General features: G+C 67.4%; 29 protein-coding genes and 1 tRNA gene. 25 read left to right on the top strand and 5 right to left on the bottom strand.

What is annotated here, in order from left to right:
- Positions 1-65: 65 nt before the first annotated feature.
- The 3 genes from AD72_RS30975 to AD72_RS30965 form a co-directional block, all read right to left on the bottom strand.
- A complete protein-coding gene (locus AD72_RS30975; protein ID WP_082469254.1) occupies positions 66-1,007 on the bottom strand; it encodes an SUMF1/EgtB/PvdO family nonheme iron enzyme in 942 nt (313 codons plus the stop codon).
- Positions 1,008-1,062: 55 nt separating this feature from the next.
- Positions 1,063-1,842 carry an aminotransferase class IV family protein gene (locus tag AD72_RS30970; RefSeq protein WP_031470183.1) on the bottom strand — a complete coding sequence of 260 codons (780 nt, stop codon included), beginning with the start codon at positions 1,840-1,842 and terminating at the stop codon, positions 1,063-1,065.
- 228 nt (positions 1,843-2,070) lie between these two features.
- Entirely contained in the window at positions 2,071-2,448 is a 378-nt protein-coding gene (locus AD72_RS30965) for a winged helix-turn-helix domain-containing protein (protein WP_156365450.1), read from the bottom strand.
- A gap of 112 nt (positions 2,449-2,560) precedes the next feature.
- On the opposite strand from AD72_RS30965, the gene AD72_RS30960 reads away from it, so the two are divergent.
- From AD72_RS30960 to AD72_RS30865, 22 genes are all read left to right on the top strand, one after another.
- A complete protein-coding gene (locus AD72_RS30960) occupies positions 2,561-2,860 on the top strand; it encodes a hypothetical protein (protein WP_031470182.1) in 300 nt (99 codons plus the stop codon).
- Positions 2,857-3,189: a hypothetical protein gene (locus tag AD72_RS30955; RefSeq protein WP_156365449.1), complete on the top strand. Its 333-nt coding sequence runs from the start codon at positions 2,857-2,859 to the stop codon at positions 3,187-3,189. Before AD72_RS30960 ends, AD72_RS30955 begins: the two co-directional genes overlap by 4 nt.
- Positions 3,186-3,638, top strand: a complete 453-nt coding sequence (locus AD72_RS30950) for a Pycsar system effector family protein (RefSeq protein ID WP_037347928.1) — start codon at positions 3,186-3,188, stop codon at positions 3,636-3,638. The genes AD72_RS30955 and AD72_RS30950 overlap by 4 nt, the downstream gene beginning before the upstream one ends.
- Before the next feature lie 161 nt (positions 3,639-3,799).
- The gene (locus AD72_RS36855) at positions 3,800-4,078 is read left to right on the top strand and encodes a hypothetical protein (RefSeq protein WP_156365448.1); all 279 of its coding nucleotides are present in this window, start codon (positions 3,800-3,802) and stop codon (positions 4,076-4,078) included.
- Positions 4,075-4,440: a hypothetical protein gene (locus AD72_RS30945; protein ID WP_031470179.1), complete on the top strand. Its 366-nt coding sequence runs from the start codon at positions 4,075-4,077 to the stop codon at positions 4,438-4,440. The genes AD72_RS36855 and AD72_RS30945 overlap by 4 nt, the downstream gene beginning before the upstream one ends.
- A gap of 2 nt (positions 4,441-4,442) precedes the next feature.
- The gene (locus AD72_RS30940; RefSeq protein ID WP_037347926.1) at positions 4,443-4,751 is read left to right on the top strand and encodes a hypothetical protein; all 309 of its coding nucleotides are present in this window, start codon (positions 4,443-4,445) and stop codon (positions 4,749-4,751) included.
- A 76-nt stretch (positions 4,752-4,827) separates the two neighbouring features.
- Complete coding sequence (locus AD72_RS30935; protein ID WP_051899202.1) at positions 4,828-5,352, top strand: transglycosylase SLT domain-containing protein; 525 nt, start codon at positions 4,828-4,830, stop codon at positions 5,350-5,352.
- Positions 5,353-5,402: 50 nt separating this feature from the next.
- Positions 5,403-5,714 (top strand): hypothetical protein, encoded by a 312-nt coding sequence (locus tag AD72_RS30930; protein WP_156365447.1) that lies wholly within the window; start codon positions 5,403-5,405, stop codon positions 5,712-5,714.
- The gene (locus AD72_RS30925) at positions 5,707-6,057 is read left to right on the top strand and encodes a hypothetical protein (protein WP_031470176.1); all 351 of its coding nucleotides are present in this window, start codon (positions 5,707-5,709) and stop codon (positions 6,055-6,057) included. Before AD72_RS30930 ends, AD72_RS30925 begins: the two co-directional genes overlap by 8 nt.
- Positions 6,058-6,158: 101 nt before the next feature.
- Positions 6,159-6,332: a hypothetical protein gene (locus tag AD72_RS36850; protein WP_156365446.1), complete on the top strand. Its 174-nt coding sequence runs from the start codon at positions 6,159-6,161 to the stop codon at positions 6,330-6,332.
- Between the two features lie 141 nt (positions 6,333-6,473).
- On the top strand, positions 6,474-7,190 hold the full coding sequence (locus AD72_RS30920; protein WP_031470175.1) for a hypothetical protein: 717 nt from the start codon (positions 6,474-6,476) through the stop codon (positions 7,188-7,190).
- On the top strand, positions 7,187-8,458 hold the full coding sequence (locus tag AD72_RS30915; RefSeq protein WP_031470174.1) for an MATE family efflux transporter: 1,272 nt from the start codon (positions 7,187-7,189) through the stop codon (positions 8,456-8,458). The genes AD72_RS30920 and AD72_RS30915 overlap by 4 nt, the downstream gene beginning before the upstream one ends.
- Positions 8,455-10,764, top strand: a complete 2,310-nt coding sequence (locus tag AD72_RS30910) for an ATP-binding protein (RefSeq protein WP_051899200.1) — start codon at positions 8,455-8,457, stop codon at positions 10,762-10,764. The genes AD72_RS30915 and AD72_RS30910 overlap by 4 nt, the downstream gene beginning before the upstream one ends.
- A 327-nt stretch (positions 10,765-11,091) precedes the next feature.
- Positions 11,092-11,793: a hypothetical protein gene (locus tag AD72_RS30905; protein WP_156365445.1), complete on the top strand. Its 702-nt coding sequence runs from the start codon at positions 11,092-11,094 to the stop codon at positions 11,791-11,793.
- Positions 11,794-11,953: 160 nt separating this feature from the next.
- Entirely contained in the window at positions 11,954-12,757 is an 804-nt protein-coding gene (locus AD72_RS30895) for an ATP synthase subunit B family protein (RefSeq protein WP_156365444.1), read from the top strand.
- Between the two features lie 3 nt (positions 12,758-12,760).
- Positions 12,761-12,976, top strand: coding sequence for a hypothetical protein (locus tag AD72_RS30890; RefSeq protein WP_031470169.1), 216 nt, complete (start codon positions 12,761-12,763; stop codon positions 12,974-12,976).
- A 16-nt stretch (positions 12,977-12,992) separates the two neighbouring features.
- Complete coding sequence (locus AD72_RS36845) at positions 12,993-13,142, top strand: hypothetical protein (RefSeq protein WP_156365443.1); 150 nt, start codon at positions 12,993-12,995, stop codon at positions 13,140-13,142.
- Between the two features lie 79 nt (positions 13,143-13,221).
- Positions 13,222-13,740: a hypothetical protein gene (locus AD72_RS30885; RefSeq protein ID WP_051899198.1), complete on the top strand. Its 519-nt coding sequence runs from the start codon at positions 13,222-13,224 to the stop codon at positions 13,738-13,740.
- A gap of 32 nt (positions 13,741-13,772) precedes the next feature.
- Positions 13,773-13,964, top strand: coding sequence for a hypothetical protein (locus AD72_RS30880; protein WP_031470167.1), 192 nt, complete (start codon positions 13,773-13,775; stop codon positions 13,962-13,964).
- Positions 13,965-14,014: 50 nt separating this feature from the next.
- Positions 14,015-15,334 carry a DUF3987 domain-containing protein gene (locus tag AD72_RS30875; RefSeq protein WP_051899197.1) on the top strand — a complete coding sequence of 440 codons (1,320 nt, stop codon included), beginning with the start codon at positions 14,015-14,017 and terminating at the stop codon, positions 15,332-15,334.
- Between the two features lie 308 nt (positions 15,335-15,642).
- Positions 15,643-15,945 carry a helix-turn-helix domain-containing protein gene (locus tag AD72_RS30870; protein ID WP_031470165.1) on the top strand — a complete coding sequence of 101 codons (303 nt, stop codon included), beginning with the start codon at positions 15,643-15,645 and terminating at the stop codon, positions 15,943-15,945.
- Between the two features lie 14 nt (positions 15,946-15,959).
- Positions 15,960-17,264 (top strand): tyrosine-type recombinase/integrase, encoded by a 1,305-nt coding sequence (locus AD72_RS30865; RefSeq protein WP_031470164.1) that lies wholly within the window; start codon positions 15,960-15,962, stop codon positions 17,262-17,264.
- Between the two features lie 91 nt (positions 17,265-17,355).
- Here the strand turns inward: AD72_RS30865 and AD72_RS30860 are convergent.
- Positions 17,356-17,442: transfer RNA gene (locus tag AD72_RS30860), tRNA-Ser, on the bottom strand.
- Positions 17,443-17,492: 50 nt separating this feature from the next.
- On the opposite strand from AD72_RS30860, the gene AD72_RS30855 reads away from it, so the two are divergent.
- Together AD72_RS30855 and AD72_RS30850 are read left to right on the top strand one after the other, a co-directional pair.
- Complete coding sequence (locus tag AD72_RS30855; protein WP_031470163.1) at positions 17,493-18,470, top strand: NAD(P)H-quinone oxidoreductase; 978 nt, start codon at positions 17,493-17,495, stop codon at positions 18,468-18,470.
- A gap of 124 nt (positions 18,471-18,594) precedes the next feature.
- Entirely contained in the window at positions 18,595-19,770 is a 1,176-nt protein-coding gene (locus AD72_RS30850) for an NAD(P)/FAD-dependent oxidoreductase (RefSeq protein ID WP_031470162.1), read from the top strand.
- On the opposite strand, the gene AD72_RS30845 is transcribed toward AD72_RS30850, so the two are convergent.
- Positions 19,748-21,088 carry an MFS transporter gene (locus AD72_RS30845; protein ID WP_031470161.1) on the bottom strand — a complete coding sequence of 447 codons (1,341 nt, stop codon included), beginning with the start codon at positions 21,086-21,088 and terminating at the stop codon, positions 19,748-19,750. The two genes, AD72_RS30850 and AD72_RS30845, sit on opposite strands and share 23 nt — an antisense overlap.
- Between AD72_RS30845 and AD72_RS38260 the strand changes: the two genes are divergently transcribed.
- Positions 20,976-21,308: AsnC family protein (locus tag AD72_RS38260; RefSeq protein WP_425480791.1), on the top strand; the 333-nt coding region annotated here is incomplete at its 3' end. The genes AD72_RS30845 and AD72_RS38260 overlap by 113 nt on opposite strands.

Here is a 21,308-nt window from a genome sequence, read left to right as displayed (position 1 = left end):
TGGTGTACGCAAGCGAACCGCCCTGAACCGGGGTGAACTGAGACCCAAATTGAGCCCCGAGGGGCTCACGAACCGGCCTGGAGTTGCTGCTCAAGCGCCTCGGCCGACACGGCGCACCTGAACCCGGTGTCGTCGTCGTACATGCTCATCGCGGCGTCATTGAACGAAGACGGCGTTGCGCGGTTGAAGGGGCTTGTCCAGGCCCCTCCCTTGAGCTCATAGCGCCCATGGCGACTCTCGGTGGCGCACCACTCCCACACGTTGCCGCACAGGTCGTAGACCCCATAGGGGCTTACGCCGCTCTGGTAACGGTCACCGGGCGTGGTGCTGCCGATCCCGTGCTCGCGAACGTTGCATTTCGCGGGGGTTGGCTGGTCACCCCATGGGTAGACAGTCCCGCGGGTTCCCCTGGCGGCCTTCTCCCACTGCTGACTACTTGGCAGCTCCTTACCGGCCCATTTCGCGTACGCCGTGGCGTCCTCCCAAGTGACCATGACGACCGGGTGACCGGCGATCTCCTCGGGAACTTCGCCGTTCTTCCAGTGTTCCGGCACCGCGCGCCCGGTCGCCGTGGTGAACAGGGCATATTCAGCGTTGCTGACCGGGTGAACGTCGATGTAGAACGCCGCGAGCCAGACCGGATCGTTGCTTGGCCCAGACAGGTAGACGCTGCCATCTACCTTGACCATGGGCCGCCCGTCCGATGGGTGCTGCACCTGGGAATCACCGATCGGCGTAACCGGAAGATCTTCACCGGCACCCGCTGCCAGCGATCCGCCTGTCTTTGCGGCGAACCGCGATTGAATGTCCGGGTCGCACCGCTTCAGGCAGGTGTCGAGCGCCCCTTGGTTGACCGGCCGAGGATGGATGTTTTCCTTGCCAGCTTCCCATTTCGAAATCATTCGCTCGCTGATACCGAGGTGCGCGGCGAATTCGCGCAAGCTCATCCGCATGGCTTCCCGCAGCGCGCGGACCTCGACCCCTGACCAGCGCTGAACCATCGTCATGCCGTACTCCTCGCAAGTCCCTCCATACGGTGAGTGTATCGGCCTCGGGAGCGGCTCACACGCGTTCTGACGGGATATCCGCATAAACCTCGCGGAGCTCCCGCATCACGTCGTGCTCAACAGGCCACTTGGTGTCTTCAATGCAGGCCACCGCCCGGATGCCCGTTGCGGCATTGGTCGCGAACACAGCCTCCATTTCGGGCAGGTCGGACAACCTCACGGGTTCGGTAACCACTGCTTCATCCCGCGCCTGGTGAAGCAGGGTCATCGTGATACCGGCCAGAAACTCTGATCGAGGCCATACGACCTGACCGCCGCGCACGAACCCGATGTTGGAGGTCGCGATCTCCGAGATGGTGCCGTCCTGGTTCAGGAACAGCACATCGTCGTACCCCTCATGCTGGGCGTTCCTCCGGAGTTTGAGTGCCCCAAAGAGGCCGATGTGCTTGACCGCTGGCAGTTCACGCCGATACGAGGCCGCCTGCAGCCGGAGCGGAGGCGCATCCCCATGGCTCGCTGACCGAGTGGTGACGAGAACATGCGGATCGGCGGCCTGCCCGATCGTTCCCAGGTCGAGCGACGGATCGTAGATCGTGATGCGGGCGGTCCCCGGCTCTGCGTCTTCGCCCAGCGCATGGCGCACGTAGTGGCGCACTCGGTCGGTGTCGAGCTCGGCGCCGAAGAGAAGTCGGCAGTCGCGCCGCAGACGCTCCATATGGAGCGAGAGCCCGCGCACCGCCCCGTCCTCGACGTGCATCGATGTGAAGTGTCCGTAGTTCGTCAGGGCCAGGGCCTTGACCTGTTCGAGCGTCGGCTCGACACCATTGATTTCCATGGCCCTCATCCTTCCATCTGAACAGCAATGATTAAACGGATGTGGCGCCGAAGTTCGGTGAAAGTTCAGCACCGCACTTCCGGAAAAGTGCAGTCCCGTTCCGCAAAGGTTCAGCACCAAATTTCGGTGAAAGTTCGGCGTTATGGGTATTTGCCGACAGTTCTCAAATTCGGGTTCTGCGCCGAAACTTAAGTCATGGCAATCGCAACGAACGGATTCGAGCAGAACCTAGACCTTGATCTTGGACAGGGCATCGGTGATCCGGCCTTCCAGCTCCGTGAGGTCGTCCCGCAGCTCCCGCACGGTCTCCCGTGCGGCGGCGAGCTCATCGCGTGCGGTGACGAGCTGGGCCTCCGGACTCATCATCGTGTCAGGGTCGGCCACCCGGGCGACGCTCTTGTTTCGCAGCTCGACCAGTCCCTCCCGGGCCAGCAGCTTGATCGCCTCATTCGCGGTGATGTACGAGGACCCGGACGACGCAGCGAGCTCGCGCCCGCTGGGCACCTTGTCGCCGGGGCGCAAGTCGCCCGAGATGATGCGTTTGCGCAGGTCATTAGCGATCTGCTCGCGGGGGACGTTCATTAGCACCTCTTTCAGTTCCAGCAAATTCTAGCTCTGCACTAGATCAGTGCTTGACAGTCCGCTCTGATCTATCTATGGTCTCAATCAGGCCATCTGATCTACATCAGATGCACAAGCCCAACGAACGGAGAAGGTTTTGGATTCCCAGATCACTGAGGCGGTTTTCGCGGTGGTTCAGCCGTGGTCGCTGCTGGTGGCTGACGACGTTTTCACAGATGAGATGGAGGTGGACGTGATGGACGCAGGGGAGCGGGCCGCGGAGTTGGAGGTTGAGCGGCTGTTGGCCGAGTTCGATCGGCAGGTTGCGGCGAAGTTGGCCGAGGATCGGCGGCCGGTGCGGCGTCGGGCGGCGCGGGTGTTGCGGGAGTTTCCGCAGCGTCCGGTGGCTGAGTGGCGTGCGGCGCATGTCGACCTCGACGGAGAGGCGGCGGCGTGATGTACGGGCAGACGCTGAAGCTTGCGGCCGCGCTGGCGGATCACGGGTGGCGCAAGACGGGACGGACCGAGGGGATCGAGGGGTACACGGTCAACCGGTGGCGGCGTGGCCGGGTCACGGTGACGTTGGCCTGGACCGGTGACCACGAGGTCGCGACCGCGCTGGTGCAGATCAGCGGGGAACCGTTGCGGCGTATCGGGTTGGCCGGGGCGTACTGGCTGCTGATCAGCGACCCGAGCGCCGACCAAGGCTTGTTCCTCAAGCGCCATCGCGGGTTCATCTACTCGGTGCGCTGGGCCGAGCCCGCCCGTGAGGCGGTGGCGGCATGAGCGTGGACACGGTGGTGATCGCTCACGAGCAGGCTCGCGACGAGTTGCGCCGCGCGGACACCAAGGCCACCACGTTGCTATCGCTGATCGGTGCCTCGCTGGCCGGGGTGATCGCCCTTTCCCGGGCGCACATGCCGGGCGCGGCCTCGGTGCTGCTCTGGTGTGCCGCGGTCCCGATCGCCGGGGCGGTTGTGGTGCTGCTGCTGGCGATCCGACCCCGCTTGAGTGCGGGAAGCAAGGGCAGTTGGCTGCATGCGATCGCCGCGGACACGACCGCAGTTCTCGCGGTGGAGGACGAGGCGACCCATCGCCGGTATCTGGCCGAGCACACCCGCGACCTCGCCGGGATCGCCCTGGCCAAGTTCGGCCGCATCCGCACGGCGATCCGGCTGCTGCTGGCCGGGCTCGCCGTGCTCGCCGCGGCCCTGATCACCGGGGCGCTGCTGTGACCCCCGTGCGGGCCGCGCGCCCGCCGACCCGAGCAAGACCTGTTGTTCAGGCCCGACGCGGCGGCGAAGTCCCGCCAAGAACCAGAACCGCCGCGCCGGGTGTCCCAACCAGTCCCGCAATCCCAACCCCAATGGCCAGGAATGGCCTGGAAGGACACACGATGCTAGCCCTCGATACCCCGCGCACCGAAATGCCGGTCTCGACGCTTCGGGCCATGGGATGGCTTACGCGTAACCGTCCCGTCGCGGATGCACCCGCTGGGGTGCGGGCGGCCTGGCGCTACGCCAAGGCCGAGCTGCACGACCGGTGCGCCGCCGAAGCCCTCGCCGCGGGGAATCTGACCGAGTACCGGCACGAAACCGAGTACGCCCAGCGCGACCGCGCCCATGCCGACGAGCTCGCCGCGACCGCCCGGCTTGGTCTGGGGGTGAGGGCATGACCGGCCTGCATGAAACCGCCCGTCGTCTCCGGGTTCTGTTGGCGCATCTGGCGCGGCATCCGGATCTGCCGGAAGTCAGCCGTGCTGGCACGACGCACAACCCCGATCTGGAGATCGCCGTCGACGGGGACACCACGGCCGAGTTCCTGTCCTGGTGCGCCACCTTCGACCACCCGAAGGTCCGTGTCGGCACGTATCAGTCTCGGGGAGCGGTCCTGCTGTGGGGCCACGGGTTCATCCGCGGCGACGCGGTCCGGATCTCGGCACATGTGACCGATCTGCCCGAGCTGGGCGAATGGCCTGAACCCATGCCGTTAATCGGGTTCCGCCACGTACTCACCAATTCCGGATGGAGGTCCTAGACATGTTGCAGCACACCGAAACCCGCATCACCAGTGATGAGACCGGGCACACCGCGACCCGGGTCGGCGCGAACGCGTGGAGTGTGTCGTGGCTTCCCGGCCCGCCGATCGCGCGGTGTCAGGCGGTCGCGGCGATCCAGTTGGCTCAGGCCGTTGTCCGTTTGCAGGAGCACCCCGACACGCACGCACAGCAGCGGCAGTTGTGGGCGCTGATCGATGAGTGCGCCGCCGCGCTGGAGATGCCGGGCGTGGACGCGGCAACCCTGGTGGCGCTCATGCCCTTCACCACCGAGGCCCGGGCGGTCGCGTGATGCGCCCGCCGGCGGATTGCGCGACCGACTCGACCGGCGTCGCGCCCAGATCTGTGAGAGAGGAGGTGATATGTGAATGGGGTTCTTCAACAAGTTGATCGGCGCGGGTGTGTTCTTCGGGACGATCTGGATCGCCACCCAGGTACAGGGCTCGATCGGCGAGACCAGCGAAAGCCACGACACCTCGGGTGGCGGCCCGTCCAGCGTCTCCGATATTCCCTCGAAGTACCTCGCCGCGTACAAGTCCGCGGCGGGCACCTGTTCGCACCTGGATTGGGCACTGTTGGCGGGGATCGGGAAGGTGGAGACCAACCACGGTCGCTCGCATCTTCCCGGGGTCTCCTCGGGCACGAACAGTGCCGGGGCGGCGGGTCCGATGCAGTTCCTCAAACCGACCTTCAACTCGGTGCGCAGCAAGCATTCTGATGTGGGTTCGGATATCTACGACCCCGACGATGCCGCGAAGGCCGCCGCGCACTACCTGTGCGACTCGGGCCTGGCCAGCGGTAACGAGTACAACGCGATCTACACCTACAACCACGCCGGATGGTATGTCGCGCAAGTCCGCTCAGCGGCAGCGGAATACCGGTCAGCCGCCTAGAAATCCGCGGCACACCAACCCCTTTTTCGTATTCCGAAACGGAGACACCCATGTCCACTTACGGACAACATCCGCACCCAATGGACCTGTCCAATGATGCGGCCCGGTCCATCACGAAAGCCGAGGAACTGATCGGCAAGGCCCGGGATTGCTACGCAGACGGGTTCCGGGATGGCACCTCACTGTTGGCCGCGCATGCCGGGGTTCAGGCCCAGATCGCCCAGGCCGAAGCCACCCGCGCCCTCGTCTCCGAGCTGCACGATCTACGGGTGGCGCTGCAGTCCCGTCACAACACCGCGGCGACGGTGAGCTTCGGGAAAACGTCAGCGGCCGAGCTGTTCGGGTGGGGCTCGCATGAGTGACCGGATCACCGTGAACCATCCCGCGATCGTCTCGCTGGCCTGCTACGCGGTGTCCTGCACCGAATGCCGTGAAGGCACCGAGGGATGGGACTGGCACTACCCGACGATCGCCGAACTGGTCGCCTCGCTGACCGGTGAAGGCTGGACGCTGACGCCCGACGAGGCGCTGTGTCCGGACTGCACCGCGAAACGCACCTGTGCCCGCGAAGGCCACGACTGGACCCCGTGGGGCTATCTCCAGGCGCAAGGGCCGTGGTTTCGGGTCTGCCAGCGCTGCCCGACCATCGACTACCACCGCACCACCTCGACCACCACCACGGCGGCCGAGTCTTCCATCCAGTAAATCCGCACCCGATTTTCTGTTCGGGTGCACGCATTTCCGCTAGTTCGCCATTAATCCGCATTTCTGTTCGCACTACACAACACCCTGTGGAGGGTATTTCAATGAAGTCCCTGATTCTGTGGATCCTGGCCATTGCCGCGCTGGTCATCGGTGTGAAAGCCGTGCAGATGCACGAGTTCCTGATCGCTGGCATCTTCGCCGCGGTCGCTGTGGTCATGGTCCTGTGCACCGGTAGCGCCAACGGCAAGAAGAAAAAGAAGAAGAGCAAGGCGTGACCCCGCTGCCCGCGGCCGGGCTGACGACATCAGCTCGGCCCGGCCGCGGGCACCTGGTCCCGAACCGTCGCCACCGAACACCCCGAAACCTCGATACCGCACCCCAATCCGCGGGTTCGGTGAAGGGAAAACCGTTTTCTGATGAACGATCACAGCGATTTGGCCGCGAAGATAGCTGAGCGGCTGTACATGCCGGTCTCCGAGGACGTGGAGAACGCTGTTCTCGGTGAAGTCGGCAAACTCCGTGCGCGACTGAGTCAGGCATCCGAGCGGGAAGCACGCCAGCAGGACCAGTTGCAGCGCCTCACGTTCCACCTGCTCAACGCTCACCCCGAAGCCTTTTCACACGAGTACGGCGGCAACGTGGCGGGTGCGGCGATCGCCACCTTGGACCGCCAGGGCGGCCAGATCCGCGATCTCGAACGCGAGATCGCCGATCTGCTGTTCCAGCGTTCCCGATGCGAATGCGGTAGCACCGCTCCCGCCCCCGCACGCCGGAACGCGTTTCCTTGCTACGACGAGGACTATCCCTCGATTGATCCGCCCACCCACCAAGATCTGATTGCCATGCTCGGGTGCCTGCAGATCACCAGACTTCAGCAGGCGTACCGCAACGGATGGCGTCCGACGTTCACCGAACCGTTCAGCAGCGATGAGCACGGTTATCGGGCCGAGTTCACCGTTCCGCCCGGGGTGATGCCCGCCGAAATCGTGGCACAGCAGCAGGAACTCGCCGACCTCTACGGCCTGGACTCCGGTCACATCGACCTCGGCGACGCGGCCCTGGACCTGAGCACCATGGCCACCGAAGCAGACGGAGTCGTGATCCGCATCCTGCACGAAAGGAGTAGCGCGTGAGTTGGGCATTGGAGTTGGCCGAGGCGCGGCGTAAGCAGCGGGCCGCGGATGCCGAGCAGGCCCGGTTGAACGCGGATGCCGCCTCGGTGCGGCGAGTGCGCGAGCAGGAGGCCACCGCGGCCCGCATCGCGCAGGAGAAGGCCGTCCGCGCGGAACTGGCCGAGAAGCGCCGGGCAGAGCGGGCCGCGCGGCGTGCGGCCCGCTGGCAGGCCCTACGCGCCTGGTTGGGTGCGCATCGGGTGGATCTGCTGATCTACCCGCTCGCGGTCGCCTCAGCGGTGCTGGCGGTTCCGGCGATGGCCGCCTACGGGATCGGGATCTACGGGGCAGGAACCGGCATCGTCCTGCCGGTCCTCTCGGAGCTGGGTATGTGGGCGTTCGCGCTCGCGGTGCAGTTGACCCGCCGCATGGATCCGGAACGCCCCGTGTGGGCGCTCCGGGCGGGTGTGGTGGTGTTCGCCGCATTGGGGTTCGTGCTGAACCTCGTGCACGGCTTGGCCACCGGGGTTTCGGCTGGGTTGGTGATGGGCACCGCGTCGATCGCCGGGGTGGTCGCGCATCAGCTGGTGACCGCGGGACCCCGCGCCACGGCCACCGAGCGTCGGGAGGCTCGGCACGCCGCCCGGTTGGCCCGCAAACAGGCGCGGGTGCGGCGGGCGGCGGTGGCGCAGTCGGTGACCGAGCTCGACGGGCAGGGCAGTGCGCGGGTGGTGTTCACCCCCGGCCACTACACCCTGACCCGGCCCAAACGGCGGGTGCGTCGTCGTCTGGTGCAGGCGGTCATTCAGCCCGCCCCCGAGGGCGCGGTGCCGGTCGGTCAGGTGCTCGCGCGCTTGTTCCTGGCCGAGGTCGCCCCGCCCGGCGAGGCCCCGAACACCGGGGACGGGACCGGGATCGGCGACGAGGCCGAAGCCTGGCTTGCGACCCACACCGACGCGAGCGGGTCGGGCGGGTCGGGTCCGGTGTCGACCCTCGACCCCACCGGCCCGACCGAACCATCCGACCGCGAGGGCGGGTCGGGGGCTGACCTGCACGAGTCGACCCCCGACCACCACCAGACCGGCAAGGGCGAGCGCGAGTCGGGGCGGGTGATCCCGTCGCCGTCGCGGCGCTCGATCGCCGATCTACGCCGGGAGCTGGCCGACGTGCTCGCCACCGATCCGGACTCGGTCGATGTGTCGTCGGCCGAGTCGATCCGGCACCGGTTGCGGTGCTCGGCCAAACGGGCTCGCCAGCTCCGAGACGAACAACAGGGAGGTAGTTCATGACGACCACCCCAGACACCACGAACACCAACCCGGACCGCGGGTCGGGTCAGGTTCCGGTACCACGCACCCCGCGGGCGGCGGCGGCGGCGGTGATTCCGCCGGAGACCGATGCCGAGCGGACGACACCGTTGTTCCTGCCGCTGCCCCCGGAGGACACCGGCCGGGTGCCGGGTACCGAGCTCGTCCCCGAACCCATCGAGGGCGAACTCGTGTCCCCGGCCGAGTCCGCGGAAATCGATCGACGGATGCGGGTGCGGCACGCGGTCGGGCGGGTGATCCCCCGGACCCCGGTGCGCGTGGACCCGGCCCGCGTCCGGGCGCAGGGCCGCACCGTGGCCCGACATGTCGGCTACACCCGCACCGGAGCGCAGGTCCTCGCCCAGCGGTGGGCCGATTCGCATGGCACGGCCCGGTTCGAACGACAGATGCGCGCGGCCGAAGCCGCGGGCGACACGGAACGCTTGGCCGAGTGGACCGAACGGGCCGAGAAAGCCAAGCGGGAGCGCCACGACCGGAAGCAGGCGTTGCGTCAGGACCCGTTTTTGCTGGTCAAACGCATCGGCGGGCTGGTGGCGGCCTTGCTTCTGGTGTTGGTGATCGCCGGGGTGCTGACCGCGGTGGCCTACGAGGACGTGTCCGCGTTCCTGGACCCGTTCACCGGGTTCCTGTGGCTGGTCCGGCAGGCCGCGACGATCATCGCCGCGGCGACCGTGCCGGTCCTCATCGGTGCCCCGATCGCCGCGCTGATCACGATGTGGGCACTCGGGCGCTCGCATGACCCGAACCCCCGCGCCCACCGCGGCGAGCTCGGTGTCCCCGAGGGATCGGGACGTGACGTTGTGCCGGATGAGGGCGCGATCATGTCCGCGCTGCGCAACCTGAACGTGTCCCAGCTCAACCGGAAGATCAAGGAAGGATGGCAGCCGCGCTGGCCCTCGCCGACCACCCGCGACGGGCACGGGTACCGCACTCAGTTGGAGCTTCCGCAAAGCGTGACGGTCGAGATGATCGTCAACCGCAAGGACGTGCTCGCTCACAACCTCGTGCGCCTGCCGGTGGAGGTGTGGCCGACCGAACCCAAGGACAAGCCGGGCGTGCTCGACTTGTGGGTCGCTGACCAGGGCGTTCTGACCGGCCCGGTCCCGGACTATCCGCTACTGCTCGAAGGGAGCTGCGACTACTTCAAAGGCGTTCCGGTCGGGATCGACCAACGCGGGGACGTGATCAAGGGCAAGCTCATGGCCTGCAACTACGGCATCGCCGGGACGATGGGATCGGGGAAAACTTCCCTGGTCATCAGTCTGCTCGCCGGGGCCAGCCTCGATCCGCTCGTGGAGATCGAGGTGTACGTGATGGCCTACAACGCCGACTACGACGCCTTCACGCCACGGTTGAACAAGCTGGTCAAAGGTGACGAGGACGAGCAGGTCAAGCAGGCCATGGATGCCCTGCGGAACCTGCGCGGGGAGGTCACCGAGCGCGGCAAGATCCTGTCCTCGCTCGGTGGTGAACTGAAACTGACCCGCGCGATCGCCGAACAGGACGCGCGGATGCGTCCGCGGGTGGTGGTCATCGATGAGTGCCAGGAGATGTTCCGGCACGAGCAGTTCGGCGAGGAGGCCAAAGAGCTGGCGATCAAGGTGATGATGAAGGCCCGCAAGGTCGGCATCACCCTGATCTTCGTCACCCCCGTGCCCAGCGCGAGCAGCTTGCCGCGGGATCTGGCGAAAACCACCTCTCACCAGGTGTGTTTCGCCATCGGTGACCATCAGGGCAACGATGCGATCCTCGGGACCGGTTCGCACAAGGCCGGGATCACCGCGACCACGCTGGTACCCGGCGAAGACATCGGTACCGCCATGGCCGCAGGGTTCGCCAAACGCCCCGGTCTGCTGCGTGCGTTCCACATCAAAAAGGACGCGAACATCGACCAGATCACCCCGATTATCGACCGCGCCCTCGCCGCCCGCGACCAGGCCGGAATCGACTCGGCCGGGCAGGCACAGGCACTCGAACCGGCCGACGAGCTCGACCCCGTCGCGGATATCGACGCCGTGCTCGCCGCGAACGTCGGCCGCGAAGGCCGCATGCGCACCCAGGAGGTGTTGACCGCGCTCGCGATCCGCAATGCCGAGGCCTACGGGTCGTGGACGTTCACCGATCTGGCTGCCGCGCTGCCGGAGGTGGCCAAGCCCTACAAGTCCCAGGGGCAGAAGGTCGTCGCCGCCGAACGCGTCCGCGAAGCCATCACCGAGCGTGACGAGGCCGAGGGTGCGGAAACCGAACCGGAGGAGTCCGAGACCTGAGGGACCGGCCGGGGATGCGGGGAGTTCTCCCCGACCCCATCCCCGGCCGGGGATCCCCCAGCCGACCAGCATCGGGGACCCCGGGGACCCGGGGGACCCGCACCCTCACAACCAGCAAAAACACCCCGAAAACCGGGGTTCGCAACGTGCTCGCCGGGGTCCCCGGACTCGCGAGCACGCCGATCCACCACACCCATTTCCAGTTACCGACAGTCACAATTTTGAGGTGTCATGACTAGCCAACCCACACCCCTGCACCCCCTCACCGATCCCGAGATTGCCGCCGAAGTGCGGGCGGTGACCCGTCCGAAGTTGAGCTTGCGGCGCATGACGCGCCTGTCCATGGCCGCCGATGCCGCCATCGGCATAGCCGCGGTCCTCGTTGCCGCGGTCGGGCTGTGCATCACCCTCGCCTTCCGCGCGGACCTGATGCCCGCCTACGCCCACGGCGGCCCCCGCGAATGGGTCTTCGCCTTCGTGCTCGGCCTCGTGCTGCTCATCATCGCGGGCCTGATCCACGACCGGGTGCGCGAGGAGTTCTACGCCGGACGCGAACCCGAACTGCCCGCCGATCGCTACTACGGCACCCGGATCGGGTGGGCCAACGTCCCGATCGCCCTGTTCACCACCCAACCCGTGTGGTCCCGGGTGGCCGCCGCGTGGCAGGCCAACGATTCCCACCAAGCCGGGCAGGTCCTCGCCGTCCTGGTCGCGCACCTGGTCCCCAGCATCGCCCTGATCGTGATCGCCTGGCTCGCCCCGCGGGTGATCACCGAATACCGCCTGTACCTGCACGACCAGCAATACGACGAAAACCCCGCCCCACAGAAGGACAAGCCGCACAGCGAAGCGGACACGCCGGGACTGCGTGAGGAAATCGACCGGCTCACCAGCGAGCGCGACCACCTCGCCCTCGAATGCGACGACCTCGCCGAACAACTCCTGACCGCCGAACGAGTCACCGAGCAGCAGGCCGAGGAAATCCAACGCCTACGCGGCGCACCTCGGGTCGAGTCGGGGTGGGACTGACCATGCCCACCACCAAAACCACCCGCACCTGCCGGGACTGCAGCGAGGAATTCCCCCGCGACGACACCGGCCTGTCGTGGTGCCCGGACTGCCGACCGTTCCACCCCGTCAAATGCCGCACCTGCAACGCACCCATCGACGCCAGCACCACCGATCGACTGTGTGCCTGCTGCCGCGACCAGAAACCCCTTTTCTAGCCCCACCGGAGTACATCGTGTGCCAATCCAGTGCAGAGGGCGGAAGACGCTGCCCGGGCTCGCATTCAGCCAAACACGCGCGCCTACGCAAGCGGCTCTCCCGCGCCCGCAACACCCACCGCGACGCCACCGCCCGCGGCGACCACGCCACCGCTGCAGCCGCCCAAGAACGCATCGACGCGACCCGCGCCGAACTCGACGCCCGCAAAACCACCCCCACCAACCAGGGACCGGACGTGACAAACCCCAAGCCACACAACGAAAACACCCATCACCCCACCAACAGCGGCGACGGCCAGAGCACCCCGGACCCGGGCGAATCGGCATCGTTCACCAGCCACCACGCCAGTGACCGTGACGGGCACGTCAGCACCTTCGCCACCACCGTGCACAACCCCGACCCCGGCATGCCCATCGCCACCGGCAACCAGAACCAGAACATCGTCATCAACATCGAGCCCGGAGCACCAGTACCCGACTGGGTACGAGCCCTCGAAAACCAGGCCCGCGAAGCCGACCGAGCCGCGCGGCGGGCCGCACAGCAGGCCAAAGAACAAGGACGCCAGGCCAAAGAGGACGGTCGCCGCGCTAAAGAGGAGGGGCGGCGCGCGAAGGAACAGGCGCGGCGGGCCAAGGAACAGGCCCGTGCTGAGCGCGAAAACCAACGCCAGGACGGCGCCCCCGGGCATCGCAGCATCGACGTTGCGCACGGCCCGCTGCACACCGGACAAGGCGACATCCACTTCCACACCAACCGCCCGGAGTAACCCATGACCCGCAACACCGACACCCCGCCCCCACCGGACTGGTACGACTGGGTCGCCGTCGAACGCACCCTGGCCGGTGAACCCGTGGGCCGCAAACTCACCAAGGCCGAACGCGCCGCTGTCATCGCGCACCACCGCAGCCACGGCAACGCCACCCGCCTCGCCCGCGCACTCCGGTGCAGCGGTGCCACCGCACGCCGTCACCTCACCACCACCTGAACCCGAGGGACCCCGTATGGCACGCAAACTGCTCGATATCGCCACCGGCCAGCCTGTCAAGGCCATCTCCAACGTCACGCGCTGCGGACTCGTCCGCGTGCGGTACCTGCACAGCAAGCAGGCCGACACCATCGACGCCCGCCGCCTCAAACCCATCCGCCGCTGAACACCCCCGCCCCACACAACCGAAGGGGCGCGCCGCCGCGGTGCGGTGGCGCGCCCCTTCGCCGCGAAAGGCCCCTGCTATGACCATCACGCCCAGCCTCACCGGCTCCGGTGAACTCGTCGCGCTCGACCCCGCCCGCGCGTTCCTCGGTGCCGTCCTGTGCCTCGACCACGGCCCCGCCCGGGAGGTGTTCACCGGGATGCGCCCCGACGACTTCACCGACCCCAAATGCGCCGCCACCGCAGGCCTGATCATCGGCCTGCTCGCCGACGACCAGCCACCCCAACCCGCCCTCGTGTGGGCCGCCGCCGAACACAACCTGAACCCGCACCAGCTCGAACGGTTCGGGGACTGGCTCATCGACACCTACCGGGCCGCGCCCCTCCCAGCCACCGCACGACACCTCAAAACCATCGTCCTCGGCCACGCCTGGCGGGCCGCCATCCGCGACTACGCCACCCGCCTCCTGCAGGCCACCGACCAGTCCCCGGATGACGTGCTCGCCGCGCTCTACGACGACCGCGACCGCATCACCGACTACGCCACCCGCCACACCACCGCGGCCACCCCAGCGACCCCGCACCCGCGGGTGGCCTGACCACCACTCACGAACAGGAAACCCGCTCACTCATGCGTATCCGCATCACCGGTACCGAAGCCGAGACCAGACACGCCGCCTCGCTGATCGCCGAACTGTTCCCCGTCCTGGAAACCAGCCGCTTCTACCCCAACCGCCAGAGCATCGACCTTGGCCGGGTGTACATGGAAATCCTCTCGGCCGACCGCCCGCCATCCGCGGGTGGCTACCCGCCATCACCGTGATGGCCCCGAATTTGTCCCGTCCCTGAGCGTCAACCCGTTGGAGGCACGCCATGTCCGCTGCCCGGCTCGCGCTCGTCCCCGAACAGCGCGCCGCCACCGAGGCCGCCGAGGTTGCCCGCGCCCGCGCGTGGTTGCCGCCCCGCGACGACACCATGTTCGATTGCTACCTCGGTGGAATCGTGGCCAACGTCGCCGATTCCACCGAGGCCGACCCCCTCGCCGTCATGGCCACCCTGCTCTGCGCCGCGGGGGTGTACCTCGGGCAAGGGCCGCACGTGCGCACCGGGGACGACCGTCAACCCGCGCTGGTGTGGCCCATGATCGTGGGCCGCACCAACTCCGGCCGCAAAGGCTCCTCGTACTCGACCGCCAAGGCGATCTTCCAGACCGCTGTTCCCGAGTTCTGGGGCGACAACGTGCGCACCGGCCTCACCTCCGGGGAGGGGCTGGCCGAACTGTTCAGCGAAACCCACCACGAAGCCACCGAGGACGGGACACCGCGCCGCGCGGGCGGCCTACCGCCCGGGGACTTCCGTCTGTTGGATCGTGAGGTCGAGTGGGGCGGGGTGATGGACAAAATGAAACGCGAGGGCAACAGCCTCTCCGCAACCCTGCGGGCCGCGTGGGAAGGCGGGGACCTGTCCACCATGGGCGTATCCGCCCGGGTCGCGCCGACCTCGCACATTGGGATCCTCGCGCACATCACGCCCGAGGAATTCCGCGCCAAGGTCTCCGCATCCGACATGGCAGGCGGCACCTACAACCGCTTCCTACCCCTCGCGGTCGCGCGCACACGGTTCCTGCCCAACGCACCCGGAATGGAGGACGAAACCCGCACCCAACTCGCCGCTTCCCTGCGCGACCGGCTCGACCACGGCACCACCTACGACCGCCTCGCGTTCACCGTCCCGGCCGCGCACCTCTGGCACGAGCTCTACATCGAATTCGGCACCGACCAAGACGACGACGGCGGCGTCATCAACCAGTTCGTGTCCCGCGCCGCCCCCAACTGCCTGCGCATCGCCACGATCTACGCCGTGCTCGACCAGGCCGACAAGATCGCGCCCGAACACCTCGCCGCCGCTGCCGCGCTCGTGCGCTACAGCATCGCCACCGCCCGCGCGATCTTCACCGACACCGAAACACCACGCCGCCTCGCCGCGTGGATCGCCGAAGCCGGAGAAGCGGGCCGCACCCGCGAACAGATCCGCTCCGAGTACTTCCAGCGCAACAAAACCGCCAGTGAAATCAGTTCCCTGCTCGACCAGCTCACGAACGGCGGATTCGTCACCGTCAGTAAACGAGCACCGGCCAGCGGGAAGGGCCGCCCCATCGAGATATTCACCGCCACCACCCCGGCACGCGGTTAACGCGAAAACGCGGAAACCCATCTGACCTGCACAAACATTCACCGACTTTTCGCGTACCTACGCGAAAAGTCCAGAAACAAAACACCAGGTCAGGGCACATACCGCGTAACCGCGTAAACCGCGTGCCACCAAGAACGGAGCCCCGCCATGCCACACCGCGCAAACTCCGGGTTCATCACAACCAGTAACTAGACCCGGCATCGCCGTACCAACCGCCGCACAACGGACCTGACACCGCGCACCGCCAACCACACCACCAATTCGCAGAGCACCGCGCCATGGGTCAGGCCAGGACGTGAGGAAATCGCATGTCTGCCCCTGACATCACCGAACTCGCAGCATCCCTTGCACGGCTCGCCGAACAACTGGCGAACCAGCCGAGTGAGCCACCGGCACCAGAACCGCCGCCGATGCCAGCACGAACGCTGCTCACTGTCGAGGAAGCCGCACACCAGCTCGGCATCGGCCGGACCAGCATGTACGACCTCGTCCGCAAGGGCGCGATCGAGTCCGTCCGAATCGGCAATCTCCGGCGCATCCCGACCGAGGCGATCACCGCCTACGTACAGCGCCTCACCGAACAGCAACAGCAGAACCAGGCCGCCGCCTGAGCAGGAAGGACACCATGCCCCGCAAGAAGAACCGCAGCGCCAAGCGGAACCCGAACGGCACCAGCTCGATCTACTACAGCGAATACGACGGACTGTGGCACGGCCGCGTCACAGTTGGGGTCAAGGACAACGGCAAGCCCGACCGCCGCCACGTCAAGCGGCACACCGAGCCCGAGGTCATCGACGCTGTACGCAAGCTCGAACGGGAACGCGATACGGGCAAGACTAGGAAACCTGGGCGCGCCATGACAGTTGAGCAGTGGCTTACGCACTGGGTCGAGAACATCGCCGCCCCGTCTGTCCGTCCCAACACGTTGGTCGGATACCGAGCAGCAGTCTATGGGCACCTCATCCCCGGAATCGGCGCCCACCGCCTCGACAAGTTACAGCCTGAACACCTCGAAAAGCTCTATTCAAAACTCGCCACCAAGAAAGGCAAGCACGGAAAGCTCCTGCGCCCTGCGACAATTCACCAGGCGCACCGCACAATTCGCACGGCGTTAAACGAAGCTGTCCGCAGGCGGCATATCGCAACCAATCCCGCCCAAATCGCGAAAGCACCTCGAATTCCCGACGAAGAAGTAATTCCATTCACCAAGGAAGAGGCTGGTCGGATTCAAAATGTCTGTGCCTCTCGAAGGAATGGCGTTCGGTTCGTCGTCGCGCTCACGCTCGGACTCCGGAAGGGAGAAGCACTCGGCCTGCAATGGCGGGATATCGACCTGAACGCGCGCGTCCTCATGGTTCGCCGGTCTATCCAGCCCGTGAGGTGGAAGCACGGTTGCCCGGCCGGGGAGCCGTGCGGACGACACCCCGGCCACTGTCCCCAGCGCTACGGGGGTGGCGCTCTCCCGCAAGAACTCAAGTCCCGTGCGGGAAAGCGCTCCATCGGGATCCCCGACCCCTTGGCCCGAGCTCTCAAGGAACACCACGCCGACCAGCGCCGCGAGCGGGAGCAGGCGGGGGAGTTGTGGCACGACGAGGGATGGGTGTTCGCGAGCCCAACGGGTAAGCCGATCCACCCTCGGACGGATCACTCCGAATGGAAGGCTGTACTCAAGGCGGCGAAGGTCCGAGACGCCCGGCTACACGATGCACGGCACACCGCCGCCACGATGCTGCTCGTCCTCGGTGTCCCGTCCCGTGCGGTGATGGACGTGATGGGCTGGTCCAACATCGCGCTCACGACGCGGTACCAGCACATCACGTCAGATCTGACCGAGGCGATCGCCGATCAGGTGGGCGGGTTCTTCTGGTCGGACGATCAAGCGGACAGCGACGATGAGGACCCGCCGGAAGCGGCCCCAGTGACCGCCTAAAAAGGTACATCTGAGACCCAAACTGAGACCCTGCGGGCGATACGCCGGACGAGCACAGCGCACCGGTTCGGCGTATCGCCTGGTCAGGGAGCGGAAGCGGGGGGATTCGAACCCCCGGTCGGTATCACCCGACGCTCGCTTTCAAGGCGAGTGCATTAGGCCGCTCTGCCACGCTTCCACTGGGGAGGGTACCGAACGAAAACCCGCCAGAACGGATACGGTCGGGGTATGTATGCGATCAGCGTTGGTGAACCGGGCGGACCCGAGGTCCTGGAATGGGCACAGACCCCGGACCCGGTCCCTGGCAATGGCGAGGTGCTCGTCGAGGTGGCGGCGAGCGCGGTGAACCGGGCGGATCTGTTGCAGCGCCAGGGTAATTACCCACCACCACCGGGAGCCTCGGAGATCATCGGGCTGGAGTGCTCCGGGGTGATCGCCGAGCTCGGCGCTGGCGTCGAGGGCTGGCAGGTCGGCGACCGGGTGTGCGCACTGCTCGCCGGGGGCGGGTACGCCGAGAAGGTCGCGGTGCCCGCCGGTCAGCTGCTCCCGGTCCCCGAAGGGGTCGACCTGGTCAGCGCGGCGGGACTGCCCGAGGTCGCGTACACCGTCTGGTCGATGGTGGCGCGCGCGGGCAAGCTGCGTGCGGGCGAGGTGTTCCTCGTGCACGGTGGCGCCGGTGGTATCGGCACCCACGCCATCCAGCTCGCCCGCGCACTCGGGGCCAGGGTGGCCTGCACCGCGGGCTCGGACGAACGGCTCACCCGGTGTGCCGAACTGGGCGCCGATATCACCATCAACTACCGCACCCAGTCGTTCACCGAGGTGCTGCGCGAGGCCACCGAGGGTCACGGCGCCGACGTCATCCTGGACAACATGGGCGCGAAGTACCTCGGGGACAACCTGTCCGCGCTCGCCACCGACGGCCGGCTGCTGATCATCGGCATGCAGGGCGGGCGCCTCGGCGAACTCGACATCGCCAAGCTGCTCGGCAAGCGCGGCACCGTGCACGCAGCCGGACTGCGTGGACGATCGCTGGCCGACAAGGCCGAGCTCACCCATGAGCTGCTGGAACACCTCTGGCCGCTGATCGCGCAGGGTTCGGTGCGCCCGATCATCGAGGAGGTCGTGCCCATGGCCGAGGCCGGTCGCGCACACCGCATGCTCGAAGAGGGCTCCGCCTTCGGCAAGCTCGTCCTCGCCACCTGAGAACCTGCACCATACAACTAACCCTGCAACCCTCTGACCAGCAAAAACAACCCCCTCGTGAGTGGAAATGTTGGTTAGAACCAACACAATCACGCACAACCGATTCCGTGCGAAGATCGGCGGCATGACTGGCGGTGTGGTTGTGGTCGGAGCTGGGCTTGCCGGGGTGCACACGGTGAAGGCGCTGCGTGATCGGGGCTTCACGGGTCCGATCACGGTGCTCGGGGAGGAACCGCACGCGCCCTATGACCGGCCACCCCTGACCAAGCAGTTCCTCGCGGGCGAGGTGGACGATACGACGCTGCCGGAGCTGGATGCGCGGTTGTGCACCGGCCGCGCGGCGACGGGGCTCGGGGACGGCGAGGTACGCACCACGGACGGCGCGCTCGCCTACGATCACCTGGTCATCGCGACCGGGGCGAAGCCGCGCACGCTGCCTGCCGAGGACGGTGCCGCGGTGTTCACCATCCGCACCGTGGACGATGCCCGCGCGCTGCGCTCCCGGCTGACCGAGGGGCACCGTCTCGTCGTGGTGGGGGCGGGCTGGATCGGCGCCGAGGTCGCGGGCACCGCGGCCGCGCTCGGTTGCCGGGTCGAGGTGCTCGAGGCCGCTTCGACGGTGCTGCCCAGCTGTGGTTTCGGCGAACTGGCCGCGGCGTTCGAGCCCTGGTACGCGGAGGCCGGGGTCCGGCTCCGGCTCGACACCAAGGTCCGCGGGATCGGCGCGGATGCCGTGGAACTCGAGGACGGCACCCGCATACCGGCGGACACCGTGGTCGTCGGCATCGGTGTCACCCCGAACACCGGCTGGCTGGAGCAGAGCCCGATCGACCGCGATGCGCGTGGGGCGATCGAGGTGGACGCACGGCTGCGCACGAATCTTCCGCAGGTGTACGCGACCGGGGACTGCGCCGCGTACTCCTCCCGCCGCTACGGCGGCCCGCTGCTGCTCGAACACTGGACACACGCCCAGGCCTCGCCGCGCGCCATCGCGGAGAACATCCTCGGCGGCGAGACCGAGTACGACGATGTGCCCTATTTCTGGTCCCGGCAGTTCGGCCGCATGGTGCAGTACCTCGGCAGGCATTCCGCCGAGGACACCCTGGTGCTGCGCGGTGATCCGGCAGGCGAGAAGTGGTCGGCGTGCTGGCTGCGCGACGGTGCGCTGACCGCGGTGCTCGCCGCGAAGCTGCCCAAGGAGATCGTGCAGGCCCGCATGCTGTTCGCCAAGGAACACACCATGGACGCGGACCTCCTCGCCGATCCGGAGCGCAAGCTCAGCGAGTGCGTGCGCGCATAAGGCCGACAGCCACCGCAGTGCCCAGCACCAGCACGCACACCGCGGTGAACGCGAGGCGCAACCCGCCGAGCGAGGATCCCGCGGACCCGTCGAACACCGCGAAGAACACGCTGCCGAGCACCGCGACGCCGAGTGTCCCGCCGAACTGCTGCACCGCGTTGAGCAGACCTGCCGCCGAGCCGTTCTCCTGCGGACGCACCCTCGCCAGCGCGGAACTGAAGAACGAGGCGGTGAACAGGCCGATCCCGAACCCGGCGATGCCCAGTCCGGTCAGCAGTACCGCGGGCACGGTCAGCGCCAGCACGACCCCGGCACCGAGCACGAGCAGCCCGGCGAACATGATCCGCTCCCCGTAGCGAACGACCAGCCGGCCCGCGAGCAGCGAGGCCGCCCCCATCGCGAGCGACCAGGGCAGCAGGCTCAGCCCGGAGGTCAGCGAACCCGCGTGCTCGCCGAGTTGCAGGTGCAGCACGATCACCTGGATCAATCCCTGCATGGCCGCGAAGAACAGCGTCGAACCGAGCAGCGCGGCCGGAAACCGCCGGTTCTCGAACAGACTCGGCTCGACCAGCGGGGCGTGACGATTGCGTTGGCTCGCCGCGAATCCGAGCAGCACGAGCACCCCGGGCCCGAGCAGCACCCAGTCCGTTCCCTCGATCAGCGGGTAGATCAGCAGCCCGGATCCGACCGTCACCAGCGCGGTGCCGAGCAGGTCGAGCCGGGGCCGGTGCGGCGCCCGGTCCTCAGGAAGCAAACGAGAACACGCGAGCACCGCGAGCCCGAACGGGATGTTCACCAGGAACACCGCGCGCCAGCCGGTACCGAACAGGTTCGCACTGGTCAGCACCCCGCCCAGGATCGGGCCGCACACCGCGGACAGCGCCATCACCGGTCCGATCGCGCCGAACGCCCTGCCCAGTTCCGGGCCCGCGTACATGGCCTTGATCAGCCCGATCGTCTGCGGAATCACCAACGCCGCACCCGCGCCCTGTACGGCACGCGCGGCGATCAGCATGCCCGGGGTGACCGCGAGCGCACAGACCAGCGAGGCGAGCACGAAACCGGCGACACCGATCCGGAAGATCCGCCTGCGGCCCGCGATATCGCCGAGGCGTCCGCCGGTGATCAGCAGCACCGCGAAGGCGAGCGTGTACGCGGCGCTGAACCACTGGATATCGCCGGGATCGCCGCGCAGTCCGGTGCGCATGGCCGGGGCCGCGACTTGCACGATCGTGGTGTCCAGCAGGTTCATCGCCTCCGCGAGCAGCAGCGTGGCGAGCGCTGCCGCCCGGGTCCGGGGCGCTGCGGTGGTTGTCATGCGGCCGACGCTAGGCAGCGGTGGAGTGATCGGCACGCAATCAGCGATCAGGTCGGCATACTATTCCAGCAGAGCCGTCTCACTGAAGGATTTTCACATGCTCGATCCGGTCGACTCGGCCCTCGTGCACGCCCTGCGGATCGACGGGCGGGCCAGCTACGCGCGGATCGGCGAGGTACTCGGCGTCTCCACGCAGACCGTGGCCCGCCCGTCGATCCGC

It is taken from the genome of Sciscionella sediminilitoris (assembly GCF_000737195.2).
In the GTDB taxonomy this organism is placed as follows: Bacteria; Actinomycetota; Actinomycetes; order Mycobacteriales; family Pseudonocardiaceae; genus Sciscionella; species Sciscionella sediminilitoris.
This window is presented reverse-complemented; position numbering and strand designations above follow the sequence as displayed.

Bases quoted from the DNA above. Each gene is read 5' to 3' on its own strand.
- AD72_RS30950 (WP_037347928.1), top strand. From the start codon at position 3,186: ATGAGCGTGGACACGGTGGTGATCGCTCACGAGCAGGCTCGCGACGAG.
- AD72_RS36845 (WP_156365443.1), top strand. From the start codon at position 12,993: ATGGCACGCAAACTGCTCGATATCGCCACCGGCCAGCCTGTCAAGGCC.
- AD72_RS30875 (WP_051899197.1), top strand. From the start codon at position 14,015: ATGTCCGCTGCCCGGCTCGCGCTCGTCCCCGAACAGCGCGCCGCCACC.
- AD72_RS30925 (WP_031470176.1), top strand. From the start codon at position 5,707: ATGAGTGACCGGATCACCGTGAACCATCCCGCGATCGTCTCGCTGGCC.
- AD72_RS30935 (WP_051899202.1), top strand. From the start codon at position 4,828: ATGGGGTTCTTCAACAAGTTGATCGGCGCGGGTGTGTTCTTCGGGACG.
- AD72_RS30920 (WP_031470175.1), top strand. From the start codon at position 6,474: ATGAACGATCACAGCGATTTGGCCGCGAAGATAGCTGAGCGGCTGTAC.
- AD72_RS30905 (WP_156365445.1), top strand. From the start codon at position 11,092: ATGACGCGCCTGTCCATGGCCGCCGATGCCGCCATCGGCATAGCCGCG.
- AD72_RS30945 (WP_031470179.1), top strand. From the start codon at position 4,075: ATGACCGGCCTGCATGAAACCGCCCGTCGTCTCCGGGTTCTGTTGGCG.
- AD72_RS30845 (WP_031470161.1), bottom strand. From the start codon at position 21,088: ATGACAACCACCGCAGCGCCCCGGACCCGGGCGGCAGCGCTCGCCACG.
- AD72_RS30975 (WP_082469254.1), bottom strand. From the start codon at position 1,007: ATGACGATGGTTCAGCGCTGGTCAGGGGTCGAGGTCCGCGCGCTGCGG.
- AD72_RS30850 (WP_031470162.1), top strand. From the start codon at position 18,595: ATGACTGGCGGTGTGGTTGTGGTCGGAGCTGGGCTTGCCGGGGTGCAC.
- AD72_RS30865 (WP_031470164.1), top strand. From the start codon at position 15,960: ATGCCCCGCAAGAAGAACCGCAGCGCCAAGCGGAACCCGAACGGCACC.
- AD72_RS30855 (WP_031470163.1), top strand. From the start codon at position 17,493: ATGTATGCGATCAGCGTTGGTGAACCGGGCGGACCCGAGGTCCTGGAA.
- AD72_RS36855 (WP_156365448.1), top strand. From the start codon at position 3,800: ATGCTAGCCCTCGATACCCCGCGCACCGAAATGCCGGTCTCGACGCTT.
- AD72_RS30930 (WP_156365447.1), top strand. From the start codon at position 5,403: ATGTCCACTTACGGACAACATCCGCACCCAATGGACCTGTCCAATGAT.
- AD72_RS30970 (WP_031470183.1), bottom strand. From the start codon at position 1,842: ATGGAAATCAATGGTGTCGAGCCGACGCTCGAACAGGTCAAGGCCCTG.
- AD72_RS30940 (WP_037347926.1), top strand. From the start codon at position 4,443: ATGTTGCAGCACACCGAAACCCGCATCACCAGTGATGAGACCGGGCAC.
- AD72_RS30870 (WP_031470165.1), top strand. From the start codon at position 15,643: ATGTCTGCCCCTGACATCACCGAACTCGCAGCATCCCTTGCACGGCTC.
- AD72_RS30885 (WP_051899198.1), top strand. From the start codon at position 13,222: ATGACCATCACGCCCAGCCTCACCGGCTCCGGTGAACTCGTCGCGCTC.
- AD72_RS30910 (WP_051899200.1), top strand. From the start codon at position 8,455: ATGACGACCACCCCAGACACCACGAACACCAACCCGGACCGCGGGTCG.
- AD72_RS30880 (WP_031470167.1), top strand. From the start codon at position 13,773: ATGCGTATCCGCATCACCGGTACCGAAGCCGAGACCAGACACGCCGCC.
- AD72_RS30890 (WP_031470169.1), top strand. From the start codon at position 12,761: ATGACCCGCAACACCGACACCCCGCCCCCACCGGACTGGTACGACTGG.
- AD72_RS36850 (WP_156365446.1), top strand. From the start codon at position 6,159: ATGAAGTCCCTGATTCTGTGGATCCTGGCCATTGCCGCGCTGGTCATC.